This is a genomic window from Vibrio sp. 10N.261.51.F12 (genome assembly GCF_041471725.1).
Taxonomy (GTDB): Bacteria; Pseudomonadota; Gammaproteobacteria; order Enterobacterales; family Vibrionaceae; genus Vibrio.
In genome coordinates this window covers 24,060-44,323 of the sequence record NZ_JBFROV010000010.1, presented here as the reverse complement: position 1 = coordinate 44,323, position 20,264 = coordinate 24,060, and the positions used below count along the sequence as shown (strand labels likewise).

Sequence of the window (20,264 nt, the reverse complement as noted above, 5' to 3'; positions counted from 1 at the left end):
CTTTAACTGATCGGCATTACGGCCAATGGCCGCCTTTCTTATTATAAAAACTCAGTGCCTTTATTGCGCAATTAAGTCTTTATATGCGATGGTTTTACCCTGTGGTTTTTCATTCGCCAATTTCGCTTTTGGTGCACCAGGTTGTGCCAACCAGTACTCACGATCTTTTTTCTCATTGAGCTTAGGCCCACATTCACCCTGAACACCGCTACGCTCTAGGCGTTGCAATACTTTGTCTTGAGCGGCGGCTAGCCCGTCCAGTGCTTCTTGCGGCGTTTTCTCACCACTTGCTGCTTCAGAGACATATTGCCACCATAGTTGTGCCAACTTAGGATAATCGGGAACATTGGTGCCTGTTGGTGTCCATTGCTTACGTGCATCACTGCGGTAGAACTCAACAAGCCCACCGAGTTTAGGCGCAACATCCGTCATCGCTTGTGAATTGATATCAGATTCACGAATCGGCGTTAACCCGACCAGCGTTTTTTTCAAACTTACCGATTTAGAGACAACAAACTGAGCATACAACCACGCCGCTTGACGGCGATCAAGTGGTGTACTGTTCAAGAACGTCCATGCACCCGTATCTTGGTAACCGAGCTTCATGCCTTCTTCCCAATATGGCCCTTTCGGAGATGGCGCCATGCGCCATTTTGGTGTGCCATCTTCATTAACGACAGGGAGTCCGGGGTTGGTCATGTCAGCAGTAAATGCGGTGTACCAAAAGATTTGCTGTGCGACTGAGCCTTGCGCGGGAACCGGTCCGGCTTCGCCAAAGGTCATGCCTTGCGCTTCTGGCGGTGCATACTTCTTCAGCCAATCAACATATTTCTGCGTGGCAAAAACCGCAGCAGGACCATTCGTCGCGCCACCTCGTGTAACATCCGAGCCGACCGGGCTACAACCCTCAAGTCGGATACCCCATTCATCTACCGGTAAGCCGTTAGGTAGCCCTTTGTCACCCGCGCCCGCCATCGAGAACCACGAATCAGTAAAGCGCCAACCAAGAGACGGGTCTTTTTTGCCGTAATCCATATGACCGTAGATTCGTTCACCATCGATCATTTTTACTTTGTCGCTGAAAAACTCTGCAATGTCTTCGTAGGCTGACCAGTTCAACGGCACTCCTAGCTCATAACCGTACATGTCTTTGAATTTTGCTTTAAGGTCATCACGTTCAAACCAATCGGCACGGAACCAGTAAAGGTTAGCAAATTGTTGGTCAGGCAATTGATACACTTTACCATCAGGACCCGTTGTAAAATCGAGACCGATGAAATCAGGGAGATCTAGATAAGGGTTCGTCACACTCTTACCGTCACCGGCAATAAAATCAGAGATTGGGACAACTTTTCCGTATCGAATGTGCGTTCCGATCAAGTCTGAATCATTAACGTAGGCGTCATAGATGTTGCGGTCGGTTTGCATCTGCGTTTGCAGCTTCTCTACCACATCTCCCTCTTGGATCAGATCATGGTTAACCTTGATCCCTGTAATTTCGTAAAAGGCTTTTGCTAACACCTTCGCTTCGTATTCATGGGTAGTGAGTGTTTCGGAAGCAACGTTAATTTCCATACCTTGAAACGGCTTCGCGGCGTCGACAAACCATTGCATCTCTTGCGTCTGTTCGTCTGCGCTCAGTGTGGATGGCGTAAACTCTTCATCCATCCACTTTTTCGCTGCCGCCATATCTGCATAAGCATTAGGCGACACGGCTGCAAACATTAGTGACAATGAAATACAGGTGGCGAGATAAGGTTTTTTTATATCCTTTTTCATTATTATTTTACTCCGTTTATGCGGTTTACGTTATTGGTCACTACGTGACTGTGTTTATAGCGCTAACAATTGCAATGCTAAGTATTGCAATATCAGCCATTACAACGTCAGTTATTACGATCTTTACTGTTACGTTATTCGTTTATTCATCGCGCGTAGGCAACAATAAATACGTCTAAATCAGTGGTTCTTATTCTCTTATCATTGAATATCCAAAGAATGGTTATTTCATAAATCACATGATTAATATTGTTATTAACTCAACTTTTCAATTGATTAGTGTGTATTATTTACCCCCATTTCAACACCACCGCTAACCAAATTATGGATAGTGAAAATGGCACCCAAATAGACAGCTCCGTCGCCCCGACAAACCCTAAGTGAATGTATGCAGCGCTTAATAGCCCAATAAAAAGCCTGTCACCGCGCGTGGTACTGATTGGCAAAAAGCCTTTTCTCTCTATACACGGCGATTTAATTTCTAACACTGTCATAGTAAATAAAATCAGTGCAATACCTAAAAAAAACAGCGCTGATGGTGTTGTCCATGCCATCCAAGTCATCATCGTTCTCCTGTTAAACTCGACCCAATGCGAACCCTTTCGCGACATGGTTTCGTACAAACCAAATCACGAGTATTCCGGGTAAAATAGTTAATACGCCTGCTGCGGCTAGCACGCCCCAATCAATCCCCGAAGCACTGACGGTTCTCGTCATGACCGCTGAAATTGGCTTCGCATCAACCGACGTCAATGTTCGAGCCAACAACAATTCTACCCAGCTAAACATGAAGCAAAAGAATGCAGTAACACCAATGCCCGAGCCAATCATAGGCAAGAATATTTTTGCAAAGAACCTTGGAAAGCTGTAACCATCGATATAGGCTGTTTCATCAATCTCTCTTGGGACACCTGACATAAAGCCCTCTAGTATCCATACCGCAAGCGGCACGTTAAAAAGACAATGCGCCAACGCCACCGCAATATGAGTATCAAACAGCCCTACCGATGAATACAACTGAAAAAAGGGCAATAAGAATACAGCAGGTGGAGCCATTCTGTTGGTTAAAAGCCAAAAGAATAAGTGCTTATCACCCACAAACTTATAACGTGAAAACGCATACGCGGCTGGCAAGGCGACGAGCAATGTGATGCACATATTCATCACCACATAGATAACGGAATTCACATAACCCATATACCAAGTTGGATCAGAGAATATGGTTTGGTAGTTTTTAAACGTCCACACTTCTGGCCAAAAGCTCAAGCTCCCCAATATTTCTTGGTTTTCTTTAAATGACATATTAAGCAACCAATAAATTGGCAGCATCAGGCACACTATATAAAATACCAGCCCTACTATTTGTGTATATCTCGTGTATTTAGATTTAGTCACTGTATATTCCTTTATTTGTTTTCACCGTGCGTCATTGCGGTATAAAACAACCAACTGACTAGCAATATAATTAAAAAGTAGATGATAGAGAAAGCAGCGGCTGGACCGATATCAAATTGACCAATCGCCATTTGTGTTAATGTTTGGCTTAAGAATGTCGTCGAATTACCGGGTCCCCCACCCGTGAGGACAAAGGGTTCGGTATAGATCATGAAGCTGTCCATAAAGCGAATGAGAACACCGATTAGCAATACACTTTTCAATTTAGGCAGCTGGATATAACGTATGATTGACCATGTTGACGCTCTGTCGATATTGGCCGCTTGATAGTAGGCATCTGGAATCGCTCTTAGCCCTGAGTAACACAGCAGCGCAATCAACGAAGTCCAATGCCACACGTCCATTAAGATAACCGTCAGCCATGCATCGATAGGATTCCCCGCGTAGTTGTAGTCAATGCCTAGGTTGTTAAGGGACCAACCTAAAAGACCAATGTCTGCCCGGCCAAATATTTGCCAGATGGTTCCGACCACGTTGAGCGGAATTAACAACGGCACCGCAAGAATGATTAAACAAAATGCCGACCATTTACCCTTTGTTGGCATCGTCAACGCCACAATGATTCCGAGTGGCACCTCAATAAACAACACCGTAAACGTAAACCCGAACTGCCTAAGCAACGCCCCATGCAAGCGTTCATCATTGAGCATTTCTCGGTACCATTCTGTTCCAACAAAATACGCATTGTTCGCGTCAAAGATATCTTGTAGCGAGTAGTTCACCACGGTCATTAAAGGAACAATGGCGCTAAAGGCAACCAATACGAATACCGGCAGTACAAGAAACCAAGCTTTGTTATTCGTTACTTTATTCATTGGTTCTCTCCTACATTCACCAGATATTCGTCCACATACAACATGGTCCATTGCTCAGGAAAACTAATGTAGGCAATCTCTTTGGGAACAAGTTGGTCTTCTTGGAGGCGAGCTTTAATTGTCTGGTTGCCCAGCTTGAGCGTGAGAATTTTGTACGTACCTAAGTCTTCAACATGCTCAACGCGAGACACCAGCGCACTCGGCGTTTCGTTTTCCCACACGTGCACAAACTCAGGTCGAATTCCGATTTTGATGTTATCGCTCGCGGTTGTGGCAATAACCTCTTGAAATGCTTGCGATAGCGGTATCTCTATATTGTCAAATGACACGCCATGTTCGGTGGGCGACACCGCCATTAAGTTCATACCAGGACTGCCAATAAAATAGCCAACAAACGTATGGTTCGGGCGTTCAAACAACGCCCTTGGTGTCCCGAACTGGACGATTTTTCCGTCATACATCACGGCGATTTCGTCGGCAAATGTCGACGCCTCCAGCTGATCATGTGTCACGTAGACCATGGTGATATTGAACTGTTGGTGAATCTGCTTGAGCTTGCGGCGCAGTTTCCATTTCAATTGCGGATCAATGACCGTGAGTGGCTCATCAAACAAAATCGCGGACACATCATCACGGACAAGCCCTCTTCCCATCGAGACTTTTTGCTTTTCATCCGCCGTTAGGTGTTGCGCCTTTTTTGACAACACATTGGTGAGCTCTAAGATCTCCGCAATTTCTGTCACCTTGGAATGAATTTTCGCCTTGTGTACCTTCATATTTTTGAGTGGAAAGGCTAGATTTTCATAGACCGTCATGGTGTCGTAGATGACCGGGAACTGAAACACCTGCGCAATATTTCTATCTTGTGGACGCAGGTCGTTAACTTTTAAATCGTCAAACAGTACCTCTCCTTGAGATGGGCTCATCAAGCCTGAAATAATGTTTAAAAGCGTTGATTTCCCGCATCCCGATGGACCAAGTAATGCGTATGCCCCGCCTTTCTTCCATACGTGGTTCATTTCTTGAATCGCATAAATCGAAGACGCATCCGGAGATTTGTCGTACGTATGCGCGAGTGAATTGAGCGTGATTTGCACCATGATTATCGACCTCGCACATCATGAATTGGGGCATGAATGAGTTTTTCATCCATGCCAAACACGTAAAACTTGTGGATAGGAATATAAATCTTGATTGTTTCGTCAACGTCATAGCTATGCACACCAGCCAAGTGAAGCACCAAATCAAAATGCGCGTTGCGTACATGAAGAAACGTTTCAGAGCCACTAATCTCAGCAACTTCGACTTGCACAGTTAGCTCTACGTCGTCATCATTTTTTGGCAATAAGCTGAGATGACTTGGCCTGATACCAAAGTTGTATCGGTCTTTTGGCAGGTGACTAAGCGATTGGTTAAGCGAAAAGTGCGCACTCTGGTCAAACGTGACCTCACTATCCGTCACATCCCCACACAATAAGTTGATAGGTGGCTCACTAAACAGCGTTGCCGATACAATGTTGTCTGGCTGATGGTAAACCTGAGGCGTAATGCCGGTTTGCACGACATTTCCTTCATGCAATATCGTTGTCGTTCCTCCTAAAGCAAGGGCTTCATTAGGCTCTGTTGTGGCGTATATCGCGATGGTGTGACGCGTCTTGAACAACTCTCTCATTTCCTGACGTAGCTCTTCGCGTAACTTGTAGTCTAAGTTAACAAGGGGCTCATCAAACAAAATGATTTCTGCGTCTTTGACTAAGGCACGCGCCATAGCTGTGCGTTGCTGCTGACCACCGGATAGCGCTAAGGGGTGCTTGTTAAGGTGCTCTGTGATACGCAGCATCTCGGCGGTCTCATACACGCGCTCTTGAATCTCTTTCTTTGGCATTCCAGCCAACCGTAACGGTGAGGCAATGTTTTCGAACACCGTTAAGTTAGGGTAATTAATGAACTGTTGGTAGACCATTGAGATATTTCTGTCGCGCACGGACACCCCAGTGACATCCACACCATTCACATTAATTTTCCCCGATGTCGGTTGATCTAAACCAGCGATAAGACGCATTAACGATGTTTTCCCTGCCAACGTGCGCCCCAGCAGTACATTAAACGATCCGGGTTCAAACGTGAGGTTGATATCGGAGATATGAACTTCTCCATCAACAATTTTGCTTACCTGCTCAAGTGTTAGCGACACTAGTAACTCCTACATTCCCAAACAATAACTTTCGATATTGCTCACTGTTGCGAGAGTTGTGCCAACCTACCATTGAGTTAACAAAATAATTACATTTATAAATATAACTCATTGAAGAAATGACAAAAAAACACTAAGCCATTGTCATAACTTGATTTTAATCGCTATTTTGTTTTGTTGATCCAGGTAACACTTGTTAACAATTTGTGTTCACAGTGTTCAGCAGAATGATATGTTAATTGCGCAGTTAGTGAACACTATTGTTCGCAAACGAACCTTTAGTGTGTTCACTCTATAAATGAATTCGGGTAACGATATGGATAACACTCACAAGATTATCATCGATAAATCGTGGCAACGCTGCCGAGAAGCGGGACTCTCCCATTCCAGCACGCCTATTATCGAAATGTCGACAGGGCAATCCTTCACTCACATCGCAGAAGAAAGCGAGAGTTTAATCCATACGACCCAACAAAAAGTACTTCCGTTTTATGATAGCCTGCTCGCCAATAGTAACTGTTTGATCTCATTAGCGAACCCTCAAGGCCAAGTCCTCAACAGCTGGGGAGAGCAGCACTTTTTTAGCCGTCAGCAGCCCCATGTTTTCAAAAATGGCGTGCACTGGAAAGAGAGTTTAATTGGCACTAATGCGATAGGAACGGCGCTACAAACCGGCTCCGTTGTGCAGATTTTTAGAGACGAGCACTTTCTGTCATGTAATCGATTTATGGCAGGATCTGCCGCGCCGTTGTTTGATGCCGACCGAAGACTTACTGGTGTGTTGTCGATTTCAAGTGACGCCTATATGCCTACAGCGCATACGTTAGGTATGGTCAAACTCATGTCTCAAGCAATTGAAAATCAGCTCATCACCAGCCGTTTTCAAGATGACCACTACCTGTTTTGGTTTAATTCATCGCCCGACAATATCGATAGTCAGTGGTCTTCACTCTTAGTATTCAATGAGGCGGGTATTATCGTGTCGGCGAATCGAAGAGCAGAAGTTGTATTGGGGAAAAATCTTGCACTGCAACGTTTTGAGCAAATTTTCGATGCGAAACTAAATCATGTGATGTCACACCCTGCTTTTACGCCATTTCCAGTGTCATCCCTTAATCAATCCCGAGTGTTCGCCATTATTCTTCCGCCAGCTAAGCAAAAGGCTCGACAACTTGATTACCGACTCGCTGCGCCTGAAAACGTGGCCTCCAAGATTAACGATGCGCCTCTTGATCTCGCAGGAATCAATATGGGTGATCCTCGCTTAGCAAAGGCGATTAACCAAGCCAGTCGAATTCTACATACCGAAATACCGATTTTGATTCATGGGGAAACAGGGGTTGGGAAAGAAGTCTTTGTGAATGCTCTTCATCAATCCAGTGCGCGAAAGAACGCACCTTTGATTGCCGTAAACTGCGCTGCTATTCCGTCAGAGCTTGTTGAATCGGAGCTGTTTGGCTATGAAAAAGGGGCGTTTACTGGCGCTCGTACACAAGGTTACATCGGCCTGATAAGAAAAGCCGACCAAGGTACCTTATTTCTTGATGAGCTAGGTGATATGCCAATGAATGTACAAGCTCGGCTATTACGGGTACTACAAGAAAGGCAAGTGACGCCACTGGGCTCAACATCTTCTTATCCTGTTGATTTTAAGCTAGTTTCAGCGACGAACCGAAATCTTAAAATCGATGTTGACCAAGGCACTTTTCGACAAGATTTGTATTATCGAGTGACTGGACTCAACATCACACTCCCCGCCCTGAGAGAGCGTACCGACAAAGAAGCGTTAATCTCATACCTGCTACGTAAGTATTCACAGTCTGAGTCGTTACCCACGCTTAGCTTTGATGTGCTGTCATTATTTAAATCGCACCCTTGGCCGGGCAATATACGACAGATGGTGAGTGTCATTCAGATTGCAGTGGCGATGTCTGATACTGAGACCATTACCATAGAACACCTTCCCGACGACTTTTTGAATGATTTAGAACCAACCGTTCATTTTTCTTCTGAACCCATAATTCCACAAGCGCTAGACAACCCTCCTGATGATTGGTTATCCGTGTATGAGACTCACGGGCGCAACGTTTCCGCTACTGCAAAGATCCTAAACGTCAGCCGAAATACTTTATACAAAAGGTTACGTGAACAAGGCATTCGTTAACGGGTCCCCAGTTGCATTCTGGGGCCTATTAGATTGATAAGAATACTTACCTATGACGTTAGTTTATCTTTCAGACGCGACATCACAGAGGTTTTAATCGTACTTAACCTTGGCTTATCTTGTTCTTGGAATGGTATCGGCCGCATCAACATCATTGTCTTCAACCCTAATCGCGCAGTGATCAATCCCACGCCTAATCCTTGCCCTGCCCTAGCGGAGAGTTTTTCTGCGATATTTAATGACAGAATGTCAGCGCTCGATTCTATAGCGAGCTCACTTGCACCAGCCAAGGCGATGTTCACCAATACCAATTTAAACAACTTCAAACGAGACCAATAACCCAACTCGACCCCGTAGACTTCCGATAGTTGATCGATCATTTTGAAGTTTCGCCACGCTATCAACAGCATATCGGCAATCGCCAATGGACTCAACGCCACCAGCAACGCCGCTTCTCCTGATAACCTAGAGACCGTTGTGAGTGCCTGTTTATCTTGCTCTTTAATCACCATAGATTGATACATGTTCAGCACTTCAGCATCGCTGTGCGCGCTATGAACACTGTTTTTCCATCGGTCAAAAGCAGGGTGTTCAGGTTGAATGCCAGCTTCATTAGCTAACTTTTGACAGAAGGCTTGCCCTTGCCCAACACCATCATTGTCAATAATGGCTTCCGCCTGTTCTTGAGCAGAAAAATGGTCTTTCAGTTTTCTAAGTTTGTATAACTCTTTGCCAAAAGCACCAATTCCTAGCACAGCGACGGCAGTCACTAATCCAGACCAACCCAGTGATAACCAATCACCGGTATTGATTGCCGTCACGACATTGTCGACGGCTTGCCAACCAACAAGCCCAGTAAACACAAGTAGGAATGAACTTGCCAGCCAACCTTTCTTAGTGCTTCCTTTGACGACTTGTTCTAATTCTTGTCCCTCCAAGTCATCGGATGGTTCCGGCGCCGCAGGGACAAAGGTTTCTTGTGGCTCAAATAAGGTCTGGCTATTCACTTCTTGCGAATGTTCTAATGTAGGTTCTTCATCGGCGAATACTTTTCGCCCTTTTATGTCATTCATCGAAGTTTATCTCCAATTAAGTACTGTAGTGCTTTATCAATTCGTATGTGACTACAAGGTGCATCCGGTTCGTTTTCAAGAGGCCGAAATGCCGTAAATTCGAATCGATTGTCTTGCCAATATTCTGGTTTTGGTAGCTTTGCTGGTACGTCACCTGGATAAAGGGTTATCGACTCACCAGCTAATGTTGTCCCTCGCAATGCGGGCATATTCTCGGCACTTTTTCCGACAAACCCGGCCTGTGTCGCTCGAATAGATGCGACACTCATACAGCTCATCTCGATGTTTTCAAAGGCGGTATCTTGCCAAGCAGGGTGAACCAACTGTTGTAATAAGCTGACTAAGTTATTGTGTTGCTCTGGCGTCACGTGGTCCGCCTTAGTTGCGGCAAACAATATCTTGTCAATCCGAGAAGAAAATAGACGACGTAACAAATTGCTTTGTCCATATCGAAAACTCTTCATAATTTGTTGCAACGCATCTTTCATATCATGAAATGATTCATTACCTGTCATCAAAGGTTGTAAGCAATCTACCAGCACAATTTGACGGTCAAAGGTCGAGAAATAATTCTTATAAAACTGTTTCACCACCTTACTTTGGTATTCTTCATAGCGGCGTTTCAACATGTCATAACCGCTATTTTTTGTTAATTTTTCAGCAGGGGTAAGGCATGGAAAAAACTGCAACACTGGCGCGCCTTGTAGCTCTCCGGGTAATACAAACCTTCCAGGTTGCACCCAGTGTAGGCCGCGTTTTTTGCATTCCAGAAGATAGTCCGTAAAATCTTGCGATATCGCGGCTATCTGCTTTTCATTCGCTTCAGCATTAACGTCAAAAGCGTCTAGGCTCGACAACCATGTCTCCGCACATTCTTGGCGAATGCCCTTCAAATTATCGAACTGCCCCTCACTCCACTGTTCAAATGTCATGTCTAACAAAGGCAAATCCAGTAACCATTCACCGGGATAGTCAATGACATCAATGTACAGTGTGGATGTTTTGCTTAATAATCTCTTGGCCCCTTTTGCGGGTTTGTATTTCAACGCCAAGCGAATTTCACTGACATCTCGAGTAGGTTTCGGCCAATCCGGCGGGGTCGAATGCAATTGTTCCAACGCGTCATCATAAGCAAATCGCGGCACCATCAAATTTGACTGTGGTACACGTTTCGCGCCAATAAGCCGATTATCTCTCGCACATTCTAATAAGGGCAGATTGTCATGCGTTGAGGTATGAAGCAGTTGATTGACTAGTGAAGTAATGAATGCTGTTTTCCCAGCACGAGACAACCCAGTGACCGCAATTCTCACATGAGAATCCATACTTCTATGCAGGATGTCAGAGACTTCTTGACCAATTCTGCTCATTCAACGTACTCCAAATAATTAACGAGGTGACAGTATGTACTATACGAGATTAACGAAACATGAACAAAAAACCCCTGAATAAATTCAGGGGTTTGAATACAACAGCGTAGGATTTTACTTAATCGTCTTCAATCAATTTGTAGATAACAAAGAGTGCAATTTCAAGAAGTGCGGTCAATACGCAGGCCATGGTGACATACTTTTCATTAAAGATGCTGACACCATGAAAAATAAGATCGTAGCCAACAAAAAAGCCAACGATGAGCAGTACCGCTATCTGTAATATTTGTATAAATCGAGGCATTCGTGCGCTCTCCTTCATTGTTTTTATTCAGTATACGACTGAATTATAGATAAAAAAGAGAAGATGTCTGCACATCCCCTCTTATTTTTTTTATCTATGATGCCTTTTCTGCTTCCGCAATTTTCACTTTCCAAGTGTCTGGTCCGATCTGGTGAGCATTGGCACCTCTCGAGTCAACCGCCACTGTAACCGGCATATCTTCCACTTCAAATTCGTAAATCGCTTCCATGCCAAGGTCTTCGAACGCGACAACGCGTGCTTTCTTAATCGCTTTTGCCACTAAGTATGCCGCCCCGCCAACCGCCATCAGATACACCGCTTTGTGATCTTTAATTGATTGTACCGTCGCAGGGCCACGTTCCGCTTTGCCAATCATGCCCATAATGCCGGTTTCATCCAACATCATATCGGTAAACTTATCCATTCGTGTCGAGGTAGTCGGACCCGCAGGGCCTACGGCTTCATCACCAACGGCATCAACAGGGCCAACGTAGTAAATGAACTTACCTTTAAAATCGACGCCAGCAGGTAAGCCTTCACCACTCTCCAGCATACCTTGGATACGCTTGTGTGCCGCGTCACGACCTGTGAGTATCTTACCCGAAAGTAGAACTGTTTCGCCGGTCTTCCACTCTTGTACGTCTTCTTTCGTCACTTCATCTAGGTTCACTCGGCGCGTGTTAGCGCCAGCTTCCCAAGTAATGTCTGGCCACTCTTCCAGTTTTGGTGGAGTCAGCTCTGCAGGGCCACTTCCATCAAGCGTAAAGTGGACATGACGAGTTGCCGCACAGTTTGGAATTAAACACACAGGTTTTGACGCTGCGTGAGTCGGTGCCGTTTTGATTTTCACATCAACGACGGTCGTCAGGCCACCAAGACCTTGCGCACCAATACCAAGCTTGTTTACTCGATTGAAGATATCAAGACGTAGCTCTTCTTCTGCATTTTCAGGGCCTTTGTCGATAAGTTCCTGAATGTCGATATGTTCCATTAGTGATTCTTTCGCCAACACGGCCGCTTTTTCGGCCGTACCACCAATGCCTATGCCAAGCATACCCGGTGGGCACCAACCAGCCCCCATTGTCGGCAGCGTTTTCTCTACCCACTCGGCAATATCATCAGAGGGGTTTAGCATGACCATTTTGGTTTTATTCTCAGAGCCACCACCTTTAGCTGCAATCTGAATTTCTACCGTGTCACCGGGTACCATATTGATATGAACGACGGCCGGTGTATTGTCTTTGGTATTAATTCGCTTACCAGCTGGGTCTTTTAATACTGATGCGCGTAAAGGGTTATCTGGGTTGGTGTAGGCTTGGCGCACGCCCTCATCAACCATTTGCTGAACCGTGAGATCAGACTCCCACTGAACATTCATCCCGATGTTAACGAAACACGTCACGATGCCAGTATCTTGGCAAATCGGACGATGTCCTTCTGCAGACATACGCGAGTTAATCAAAATCTGGGCAATCGCGTCTTTCGCTGCTTGACTCTCTTCTTTTTGATACGCCTTATCTAGGGCTTGAACAAAATCGAGAGGGTGATAGTACGAGATGTACTGCAATGCATCAGCGACACTACTGATTACGTCTTCTTTACGAATAATCGCCATGAATACCTCTTTATTTTAATTGCTTCCTGGATGACGGACTGGTTTTATTGCAGCATGTGGCAAGCAACACACCAAGCTAAACCCTATTAAATTCAAGGATAAATGTCCGACTTTTTATTGTGAAATTATGATACTCTTGCTTTCCATCATGCGCCATGTGTGCGACAACGTTTCTGTCACAATTTACACAAATGAATACTAAAGAATTACAACCTATTCAATTCCTTGACGTTCCTTATCAAGACGATCTCGCTACCCACTACTTTGCTGCCATTGAATGCAATTCTTGGTCAATGTTATTGAAATCTTCGTCCTTGGATCATGAAGACAGCCGCTTCGACATTCTTGTCACAAAACCGGTTGCGACCCTTGTCACTCATAACCTGAACACAACCATCACGCAATGTGTAACAAACCAAGCTGCAACGGTAAACCAGGCTTCAACGGTAAACCAAACCGCGGCGGCATCTACTAGCACAACGGCAACGACTAGCGCGATGGCAAGCACTTCCACGACAACAACCACTAGCACCAATGACCCGTTTTCTTTGTTGGAGACGGCGATACTAGAGCATATCGGCCACGTTGACAGCGATAGTCATTGGCCATTTGTAGGGGGAGCGCTCGGTTATTTTTCGTATGACTTAGGCCGAAGAGTTGAACACCTCCCCGACTTAGCCATTCAAGATATCGATGCACCAGAGATGGCAGTCGGTATTTATGATTGGGCGCTCATTGTCGACCATCGAGATAAAAAAGCCATTGTCGTAGGCCAAAATGTCCATCAACACTTAGCTTGGTTGCAAGCTCAAGTTGCCCCCATAACGACATGCTTTAAGAGAACGTCGAATTGGCACGCCAATATGACTAAAAGTGAATACAGCGATAAGTTCTCAGCAGTGCAACGCTACTTACAGGCAGGAGATTGCTACCAAATCAATCTAGCCCAGCGCTGGCAAGCTGATTACGAAGGCAGCGAATGGCAGGCATTCACACAGCTAGACCAGCAAAATAAAGCGCCATTTAGTGCCTTTATTCGTTTAGACGACATCGCCATATTAAGTATTTCACCCGAGCGATTCCTCCTTGCCAATGATAAACAAGTGCAAACAAAGCCAATTAAAGGAACAAGGCCAAGAAGCCAAGACCCGCAGCAAGATGAAGCAAACGCGCTCGAGCTGTCTAATGCCAGCAAAGATCAAGCTGAAAACTTGATGATTGTCGATTTGTTACGTAACGATATTGGGCGCGTCGCGAAGCCAGGTAGTGTAAAAGTGCCTAAGTTGTTTGATATTGAGAGCTTTCCAGCTGTCCATCATCTTGTCAGCACCATCACAGCACAACTTGATGAACCATACAGCGCTCTTGACCTTTTGAAAGCAAGCTTCCCTGGGGGGTCGATTACTGGCGCACCTAAAATCCGTGCCATGGAGATCATTGAAGAATTAGAGCCCCATCGCCGACATATTTATTGCGGCAGTATTGGTTATATCAGTGCTCATGGCGTGATGGATACAAGTATTACCATCCGTACACTTGCCGCGTATCAGGGTAAAATTCATGCTTGGGCTGGAGGCGGGATTGTTGCTGATAGTCAGTGTGAAGCCGAGTATCAAGAAACCTTTGATAAACTGGCGAAGATTCTGCCTGTTTTATAAGCGGTCAGAGTGCCATTTAGATAGCGTTTTAGTTAGATCTTTTGCGGTATAGGGTTTCGAGAGTATGTCGTCCATGCCTACGTCAAAACAGGTTTGGCGTTCTTCTCGAGTCGTCCCTGCCGTCAGGGCGACAATCGGCTTTGCATAGTGTTCAGAACGCAAAGTCCTCGTGGCTTCAAATCCATCCATCACTGGCATACGGCAATCCATAAAAATCAGGTCATAACCACATTTTCGTGCATGCTCTACCGCTTCCACACCATTGACAGCAATGTCAGGGTCGATCCCTAGCTTACTCAGCATTTTGGTAATGATTACCTGATTTAATTTTATGTCGTCGACGACGAGTACTTTCATTGTTGATAAGTCGATCGCAATTTCTTCTTGTATGACTTTGCGCTCTTGATGGCTTGAGGCTAATTCGACACAAAGCGGCAGTGTCACTTTAAAGACAGTGCCCACGCCAATCTTACTGCTTAGCGATATACTACCATTCATCAACTCAACCAATCGTTTACAAATGGCAAGCCCAAGACCTGTCCCTTCATAATTCCTTGAACTAGAGCGGTCAGCTTGAGTAAAAGGTTGAAATAATTTAAGTTGTGCGCTTTCACTAATACCAATGCCGGTATCAGAGATCGAGAATACGTAAGCCCCTTCCTCTTCCTGAACCTCTAGGCGAACATGACCACGCTCAGTAAACTTAATGGCGTTACCTAACAGATTGACGAAAATCTGAGTCAGTCGCTCCTGATCGGCACATATAACTTTGTCTTCAAGGCATTGAGCTTCGGTGTGAAAATGGATTTGTTTTTCTGCCGCTTTATGTTCAAAAATACTCAGCAGCATAGCGTTGATATTTTGCCATCTAAACTCAGAATGAATCAGCTCCAACATGCCAGCATTTATTTTGCTGAAATCAAGCAAGTCATTGATAATTGAGCGTAACATCAACCCTGATTGGCTCAGATTTTGATGCAAGTCTTTTTGCGAATCGGTTAACGTGGTATCCGCTAACAGTTCTACGCTGCCCAATAAGCCGTTAAGTGGGGTACGTAACTCATGGTTTATCATGGCTAAAAATTCACGAGTAGAACGCTCAGAAGCTTCCGCTCGTTCTTTTGACTCAATATGCCGAATAGTGATCAATTGCCGCGATATCGAACTCGACAGCAACTCACACACCAAGGACATTTGACTGTGAACAAAGCCGACATCAACGGAGTCTCTTAACATTGTAAGGTTCAACGACCCCACTCTTTGTTGTTCCACTTCAATTGGAACACTCGCCGTAATATGTATATCCCCCTCCTCTTGTTTATTCATTGATGCTGAAACATAAACTTGTTGTTTGAGGGAAGGGATAAGATCCGGATGAAGTTTAACAGAGCAACTAATATTATCTGACATATCATCAAGCTGCCTGACAAGATCAAGCAACAACACATCATCGAGGTTGGTACGCAAAAACATCCGCCCAAAATGAATCAGTATTTTTTCTACACTTTGCTGCAGTTCTAATCGCTTAAAACTGGCTTCCGAACGCATCTCAACTTGTTTAAGCGCTTGTTCTAATTTCTGATTTGCAGAAAAGAGTTCAAGGCTTTTTTCTTCCAATAACCTCTCTGCAGCCTGACGAGCTGCTTTTTCGCGTTTGATCTTCCTTTCGAGTGCGGCTTCACTAGGCATAGACTTCTCAGGCAAGAGTTAGATTAAAGCGAACGACGCTGTTGTCATCGGTTTGAGGTGTCATCTTGACTTCTAACTGCTCTCCAAAATGATTGGCACACCCTTCGATCAATCCTAAACAGACGTGAGACATACAACGTGCACTTTCGTAATCCAAGACCATCTCGGTTTCAGTTTCACTAATAAAATGAAACTTAGGAGGCTGAGCATCGGCATACAATTTTTTCACTTCAACATGAATATAGTTTTCCACATGCCGTATAAATTGAAACGTCGAATCACTCTGTCCAATACTGGCACTGTCGGGTAATGACTTCAGTAACGCGCTAAATACGGTTTGTCCAAACACTTGTTGTAACGTCGCGGGGTCAATATTCGTTTTCTTACTCAAATTCACAATCAATTTAACTAGGTCTTTGTGATCATAACTTCCTACGGACGTATAAACGCCTTCATCGCCAGACATATCGAGTACTTCATCTAACACATCCAAGCCAAATTTCTCTTCGACCAATTCCATAAACTCAGTGAAAATTATCCCTTTCATCAACCGCCTCCTTGTCGACGTGTCCTTGATTACTTATCTTACTAATAGAAAGTAATAGATGAATATATCCATAAAATCCAATATTTTAGGTCCTAAAGATGAAATCGTAACAAGACAATGAAAACAAGCATTCAATGTCAAATGGAAACCGACGAAAAGCCGACCGTCCCATCTTCGAAATTCAAGGTTAAGTTCAAGCTCATTATTTCACTCGGTTTAATGGTCCATAACGTGCAGAATTTAAGATCGTTCGACGTAACAAAAGCATGACGACAGTGAATATCAATACGCTGAATCCGCTTTCGACTCCTTTGACTCACAAGCTGCTGCAGTTCGCGACGAGACACTTGCCAATGATGATCAGACTTACGTACAACACAACTTTGATAAGAGACATTAGGCATGAATATAAGGTCAAATGACAAGGCACTAGCTTCATTGCACACCTCGCCAAGATACACAAATAATGTCTCTAACCCTTTGCTACTTGAGGGGATAGTAAGCGTAACCTTGCCTTCCAGGTCATTGGTTTTTGAGACGCCATTAGAGCACTTGAGTGTCGGTTTTGCGATATCAGGCTGGGCAGCTATATCAATAATATCTCGTGTATTTAATTCGATTTCGGCCCACTTCATTACTTCATGTTCAATGTTTTTCTGACCAACAGTCTGAGGCGACAACATAGTAACGCCTGTTGCTATAGTTTCTATTGCATCAGAGATGCTATAAAGCAAAAGATTACAGCACGTACCTTTATAAGGAGCCAACGCCACCTCAAATGAGCCATTATATGACGGTTCACACAGCGCATGTCGATCAATTGAGTATAAACGTTCAACGAACAGTATTGGGCTGGTTAACTGTTTATGTGCATCAATTAAAAGCTGTTGTTGAGTTAAAACACAAGTATCTTTCGACGCAGAAAATAGTAAAGGTCGCGTTACAATCGATGCAAACAACACAGGATCAACAAAGATCGTATATTGGACACTGGTGCTGTCGCTCACGTTCGTTAACGTAATATGTAGACCTGTTTTTGTTCCAGCTTGAGATTGGACGATGCCAGGAAATCTCGGGACAAGAAGCGCATAATCTTGGCATTGTTTGACATAACTGCAGCTAGACGTACTTACTATGGTCAAAACACGCAGGTGGTCATCAACGGCAGGATTAATCGCTAGTGCGTCAGCGATTTGATTTTTAGATATGAACAGCGTGCCATCACTGAGCAATGAGTAAGATACCTTTGGTTCTCGAGCACTTATATGCCCAAACTCGAGAGGAATAGCCTCATCGCCCCACAATTTAAGATCACACTTCACGCGAATAACGACGTTTTCTACAACACATCGTAGTTTTAACCCGCCTTTGAAACCGGCAATAGGTAGAAAACCATACATTCCATTACCAAAGTCTTTGAATATTCCACCGACACCATCAAAAATAACAAGCTGCGGTAGTAATCCTTTTAACTCACTCACCTCTGCGCACAAATAATCTTGGTTAAACACGATCGTACCGCCAGGTAATTGCACGATATTGCGTCGTCCAATACAAGTCGATGAGTTTGACGTTACCTGTTCTAAGGTCATCATACTATACTGAACTTCCCGCGGTGGATTGCGCCATTAACACCCCTACTTGGGCTGGCGTCATCGGCTGATAAAAAAGGTAACCTTGAATGTAGTCAACGCCTATCGCCTTCAAAACAGCAAGTTCCGATTCTTTCTCTACCCCCTCCGCGACAACTTTAATGTTCAAGTCATGAGACAACTGCCGCAACATATTGACTGCAAAATATTTTTGTTTAACTTCATCAATATTAGAAATAAATTTTTTGTCAATTTTCAACTCATCAAAGTCGAAATCACTAAAATAAGAAAATGAAGCGTTTCCAGTGCCAAAATCGTCAACAGCAACCTTTACCCCTGCCGATCGGATTGTTTTAATTAGGTTTGCATTTTGGGTGTTATTGATAAAATATGCGGTCTCAGTAATCTCTATCGTCACCAATTTATTGTCAATCGAAGAGTGGTCGATGAATTCAAATAAATCACATAGGTGTGCAGAATACTCCCCTGATTCCACCAAGGAACAGTTCAACGATAACGACAAGGGTTGTAAGCTTGAGTGTTGAATGATCAAAAATTCTTCAATCGCACGCTTGGCAACAATCAAATCTAATTCCGAGATTACTCTGAGCTCTTCGGCTATATAAATCACCTCTTGGACAGAATACTTTACGTCTTCAAATCGGAACCGACATAGCGCTTCTAGCTTTGTGACTTCCCCGCTTTGAGTATCGACAATAGGCTGAAAATTAACATCAATCTCTTTACTTTTAATCGCTTCGATTAGTAAACGCTCCAAACACTTCCTTCTGATGTTCGCTTTTACGAGCGCTTCATCGTAATAATTTATATTACTTTTTCCCACTTCATGGACGAACATGGCTTGTACTGACTGAGATATCACCTCATCTACGCTGTTATTATTGAGGCCATATAGTGCTACGCCTACTTTTCCCTCTGAAATATCATTGACAAGATGACCATCAAGGTAGGCTTTCAACCCTGAAAAAAACTGCCTAATGCTCAAATTAATCGTTGATAAATCTTTTCCATCCGTATTTCTAATTCGAATAATCACAACAAACGTGTTATTTCCGAGATACCCAAAGCTTTCTTTATCATGGAAATGGCTCAGTGCAAGCAAGACTTTATTTCTCGATGTTTCTTCAAGCTCAGAATAAAAGTTAGGTTGAAATGAAAGAATAATGAACTTACCGCCGCGGCGAGACAGTGCTTGAGCTTTAATTCGGAAAGAGGTTTCATCAAGTACTTGCTCTGTGATCGCTAAGTCACAACTAGAGAAGAGTGGCGTTGGCTGAGCATCAGTATCGGCAGTAAACGAATAAATATAAACATGCTGAGAATGCGCCAATTGGATTTTTCTAACATTCACTATCTCGATCATGGTTTTACTTTCTTTTGAACGTGTTGCCATAGCGCCTTGCCATTTACAACAACTGCGAATCGTTTGTTTGAATACCTCGAGATGGGCATTATTTTGGTGGAATAAACTGATGTTTGTGATGTTTTGACCTAACGCTGTTATCGCTGAAACGTTATGCTGTTGGCACAAGGTATGGTTAACAAAGATGACTTCGTGGTCTTGATTGGTAATCATCACCCCACCCATTCGTTCATCTAACAACTGTTCTATTAACGTGAGCACGCTGATGTAACCGTCCGTACGTGACATCAAGGTCACGCACCCTTTAACTTGCTCGTCAACGATCAGATAAACCTCAAATTTAACGATGAGCATTTCTCTTGCCGTGGTTTGCAAAGGAACAGATAAGGCCGCGGGTACACCGCCTAATTCAACATCGCGAATTAAACTCAGCAGTTGATTAATAGTCTCCAATGAAGGCGGTTGAAGCTGTTCAGCGCTCAATTCAAGCGATAAGATGTTTTGCCAAAATTCCCCCGTTGACACGACTTTGGTTATGTCCGGTAGCCCTTCAGACCAAAATAACTTTTGTCTATCGTTTGTACTCGATACCATGACTTTTTCTCTATAGCGACCTTAATTGACG

General features: G+C 44.1%; 16 protein-coding genes. 2 read left to right on the top strand and 14 right to left on the bottom strand.

The features are described from left to right. Positions 1-60 precede the first annotated feature (60 nt). The 6 genes from AB4405_RS05750 to AB4405_RS05725 all read right to left on the bottom strand — a co-directional run bounded on the left by AB4405_RS05750 (position 61) and on the right by AB4405_RS05725 (position 6,243). On the bottom strand, positions 61-1,779 hold the full coding sequence (locus tag AB4405_RS05750; RefSeq protein WP_372059998.1) for an extracellular solute-binding protein: 1,719 nt from the start codon (positions 1,777-1,779) through the stop codon (positions 61-63). Between the two features lie 290 nt (positions 1,780-2,069). Further along, complete coding sequence (locus tag AB4405_RS05745) at positions 2,070-2,342, bottom strand: DUF2160 domain-containing protein (protein ID WP_372060002.1); 273 nt, start codon at positions 2,340-2,342, stop codon at positions 2,070-2,072. A gap of 13 nt (positions 2,343-2,355) precedes the next feature. After that, the gene (locus tag AB4405_RS05740; RefSeq protein WP_198593037.1) at positions 2,356-3,108 is read right to left on the bottom strand and encodes a carbohydrate ABC transporter permease; all 753 of its coding nucleotides are present in this window, start codon (positions 3,106-3,108) and stop codon (positions 2,356-2,358) included. 77 nt (positions 3,109-3,185) lie between these two features. Beyond that, positions 3,186-4,049, bottom strand: a complete 864-nt coding sequence (locus AB4405_RS05735) for a carbohydrate ABC transporter permease (protein ID WP_372059996.1) — start codon at positions 4,047-4,049, stop codon at positions 3,186-3,188. Beyond that, positions 4,046-5,149 carry an ABC transporter ATP-binding protein gene (locus AB4405_RS05730; RefSeq protein WP_372059995.1) on the bottom strand — a complete coding sequence of 368 codons (1,104 nt, stop codon included), beginning with the start codon at positions 5,147-5,149 and terminating at the stop codon, positions 4,046-4,048. The genes AB4405_RS05735 and AB4405_RS05730 overlap by 4 nt, the downstream gene beginning before the upstream one ends. Before the next feature lie 2 nt (positions 5,150-5,151). Beyond that, the gene (locus AB4405_RS05725; RefSeq protein ID WP_372059994.1) at positions 5,152-6,243 is read right to left on the bottom strand and encodes an ABC transporter ATP-binding protein; all 1,092 of its coding nucleotides are present in this window, start codon (positions 6,241-6,243) and stop codon (positions 5,152-5,154) included. A gap of 316 nt (positions 6,244-6,559) precedes the next feature. Here AB4405_RS05725 and AB4405_RS05720 point away from each other — a divergent pair, with 316 nt between their 5' ends. Further along, positions 6,560-8,407 (top strand): sigma-54-dependent Fis family transcriptional regulator, encoded by a 1,848-nt coding sequence (locus AB4405_RS05720; RefSeq protein WP_372059992.1) that lies wholly within the window; start codon positions 6,560-6,562, stop codon positions 8,405-8,407. A 50-nt stretch (positions 8,408-8,457) separates the two neighbouring features. Here the strand turns inward: AB4405_RS05720 and AB4405_RS05715 are convergent, their stop codons facing one another. The 4 genes from AB4405_RS05715 to AB4405_RS05700 form a co-directional block, all read right to left on the bottom strand. Next, positions 8,458-9,480, bottom strand: a complete 1,023-nt coding sequence (locus tag AB4405_RS05715; protein WP_372059991.1) for a YcjF family protein — start codon at positions 9,478-9,480, stop codon at positions 8,458-8,460. Then, the gene (locus AB4405_RS05710) at positions 9,477-10,850 is read right to left on the bottom strand and encodes a YcjX family protein (RefSeq protein WP_372059990.1); all 1,374 of its coding nucleotides are present in this window, start codon (positions 10,848-10,850) and stop codon (positions 9,477-9,479) included. The genes AB4405_RS05715 and AB4405_RS05710 overlap by 4 nt, the downstream gene beginning before the upstream one ends. 118 nt (positions 10,851-10,968) lie before the next feature. Next, the gene (locus AB4405_RS05705) at positions 10,969-11,154 is read right to left on the bottom strand and encodes a hypothetical protein (RefSeq protein ID WP_102471558.1); all 186 of its coding nucleotides are present in this window, start codon (positions 11,152-11,154) and stop codon (positions 10,969-10,971) included. A gap of 94 nt (positions 11,155-11,248) precedes the next feature. Next, complete coding sequence (locus tag AB4405_RS05700) at positions 11,249-12,769, bottom strand: fumarate hydratase (protein WP_372059989.1); 1,521 nt, start codon at positions 12,767-12,769, stop codon at positions 11,249-11,251. Positions 12,770-12,960: 191 nt separating this feature from the next. On the opposite strand from AB4405_RS05700, the gene pabB reads away from it, so the two are divergent. Further along, positions 12,961-14,427 (top strand): aminodeoxychorismate synthase component I, encoded by a 1,467-nt coding sequence (gene pabB / locus AB4405_RS05695; RefSeq protein WP_372059988.1) that lies wholly within the window; start codon positions 12,961-12,963, stop codon positions 14,425-14,427. Here the strand turns inward: pabB and AB4405_RS05690 are convergent. The 4 genes from AB4405_RS05690 to AB4405_RS05675 all read right to left on the bottom strand — a co-directional run bounded on the left by AB4405_RS05690 (position 14,422) and on the right by AB4405_RS05675 (position 20,233). Continuing rightward, the gene (locus AB4405_RS05690; protein ID WP_372059987.1) at positions 14,422-16,116 is read right to left on the bottom strand and encodes an ATP-binding protein; all 1,695 of its coding nucleotides are present in this window, start codon (positions 16,114-16,116) and stop codon (positions 14,422-14,424) included. The genes pabB and AB4405_RS05690 overlap by 6 nt on opposite strands. Positions 16,117-16,123: 7 nt before the next feature. Continuing rightward, positions 16,124-16,663, bottom strand: a complete 540-nt coding sequence (locus AB4405_RS05685; protein WP_102471554.1) for a heme NO-binding domain-containing protein — start codon at positions 16,661-16,663, stop codon at positions 16,124-16,126. 137 nt (positions 16,664-16,800) lie between these two features. Further along, positions 16,801-18,258, bottom strand: coding sequence for a hypothetical protein (locus AB4405_RS05680; RefSeq protein WP_372059986.1), 1,458 nt, complete (start codon positions 18,256-18,258; stop codon positions 16,801-16,803). A 1-nt stretch (position 18,259) separates the two neighbouring features. Further along, entirely contained in the window at positions 18,260-20,233 is a 1,974-nt protein-coding gene (locus tag AB4405_RS05675; protein WP_372059985.1) for an EAL domain-containing protein, read from the bottom strand. Between the last annotated feature and the right edge of the window lie 31 nt (positions 20,234-20,264).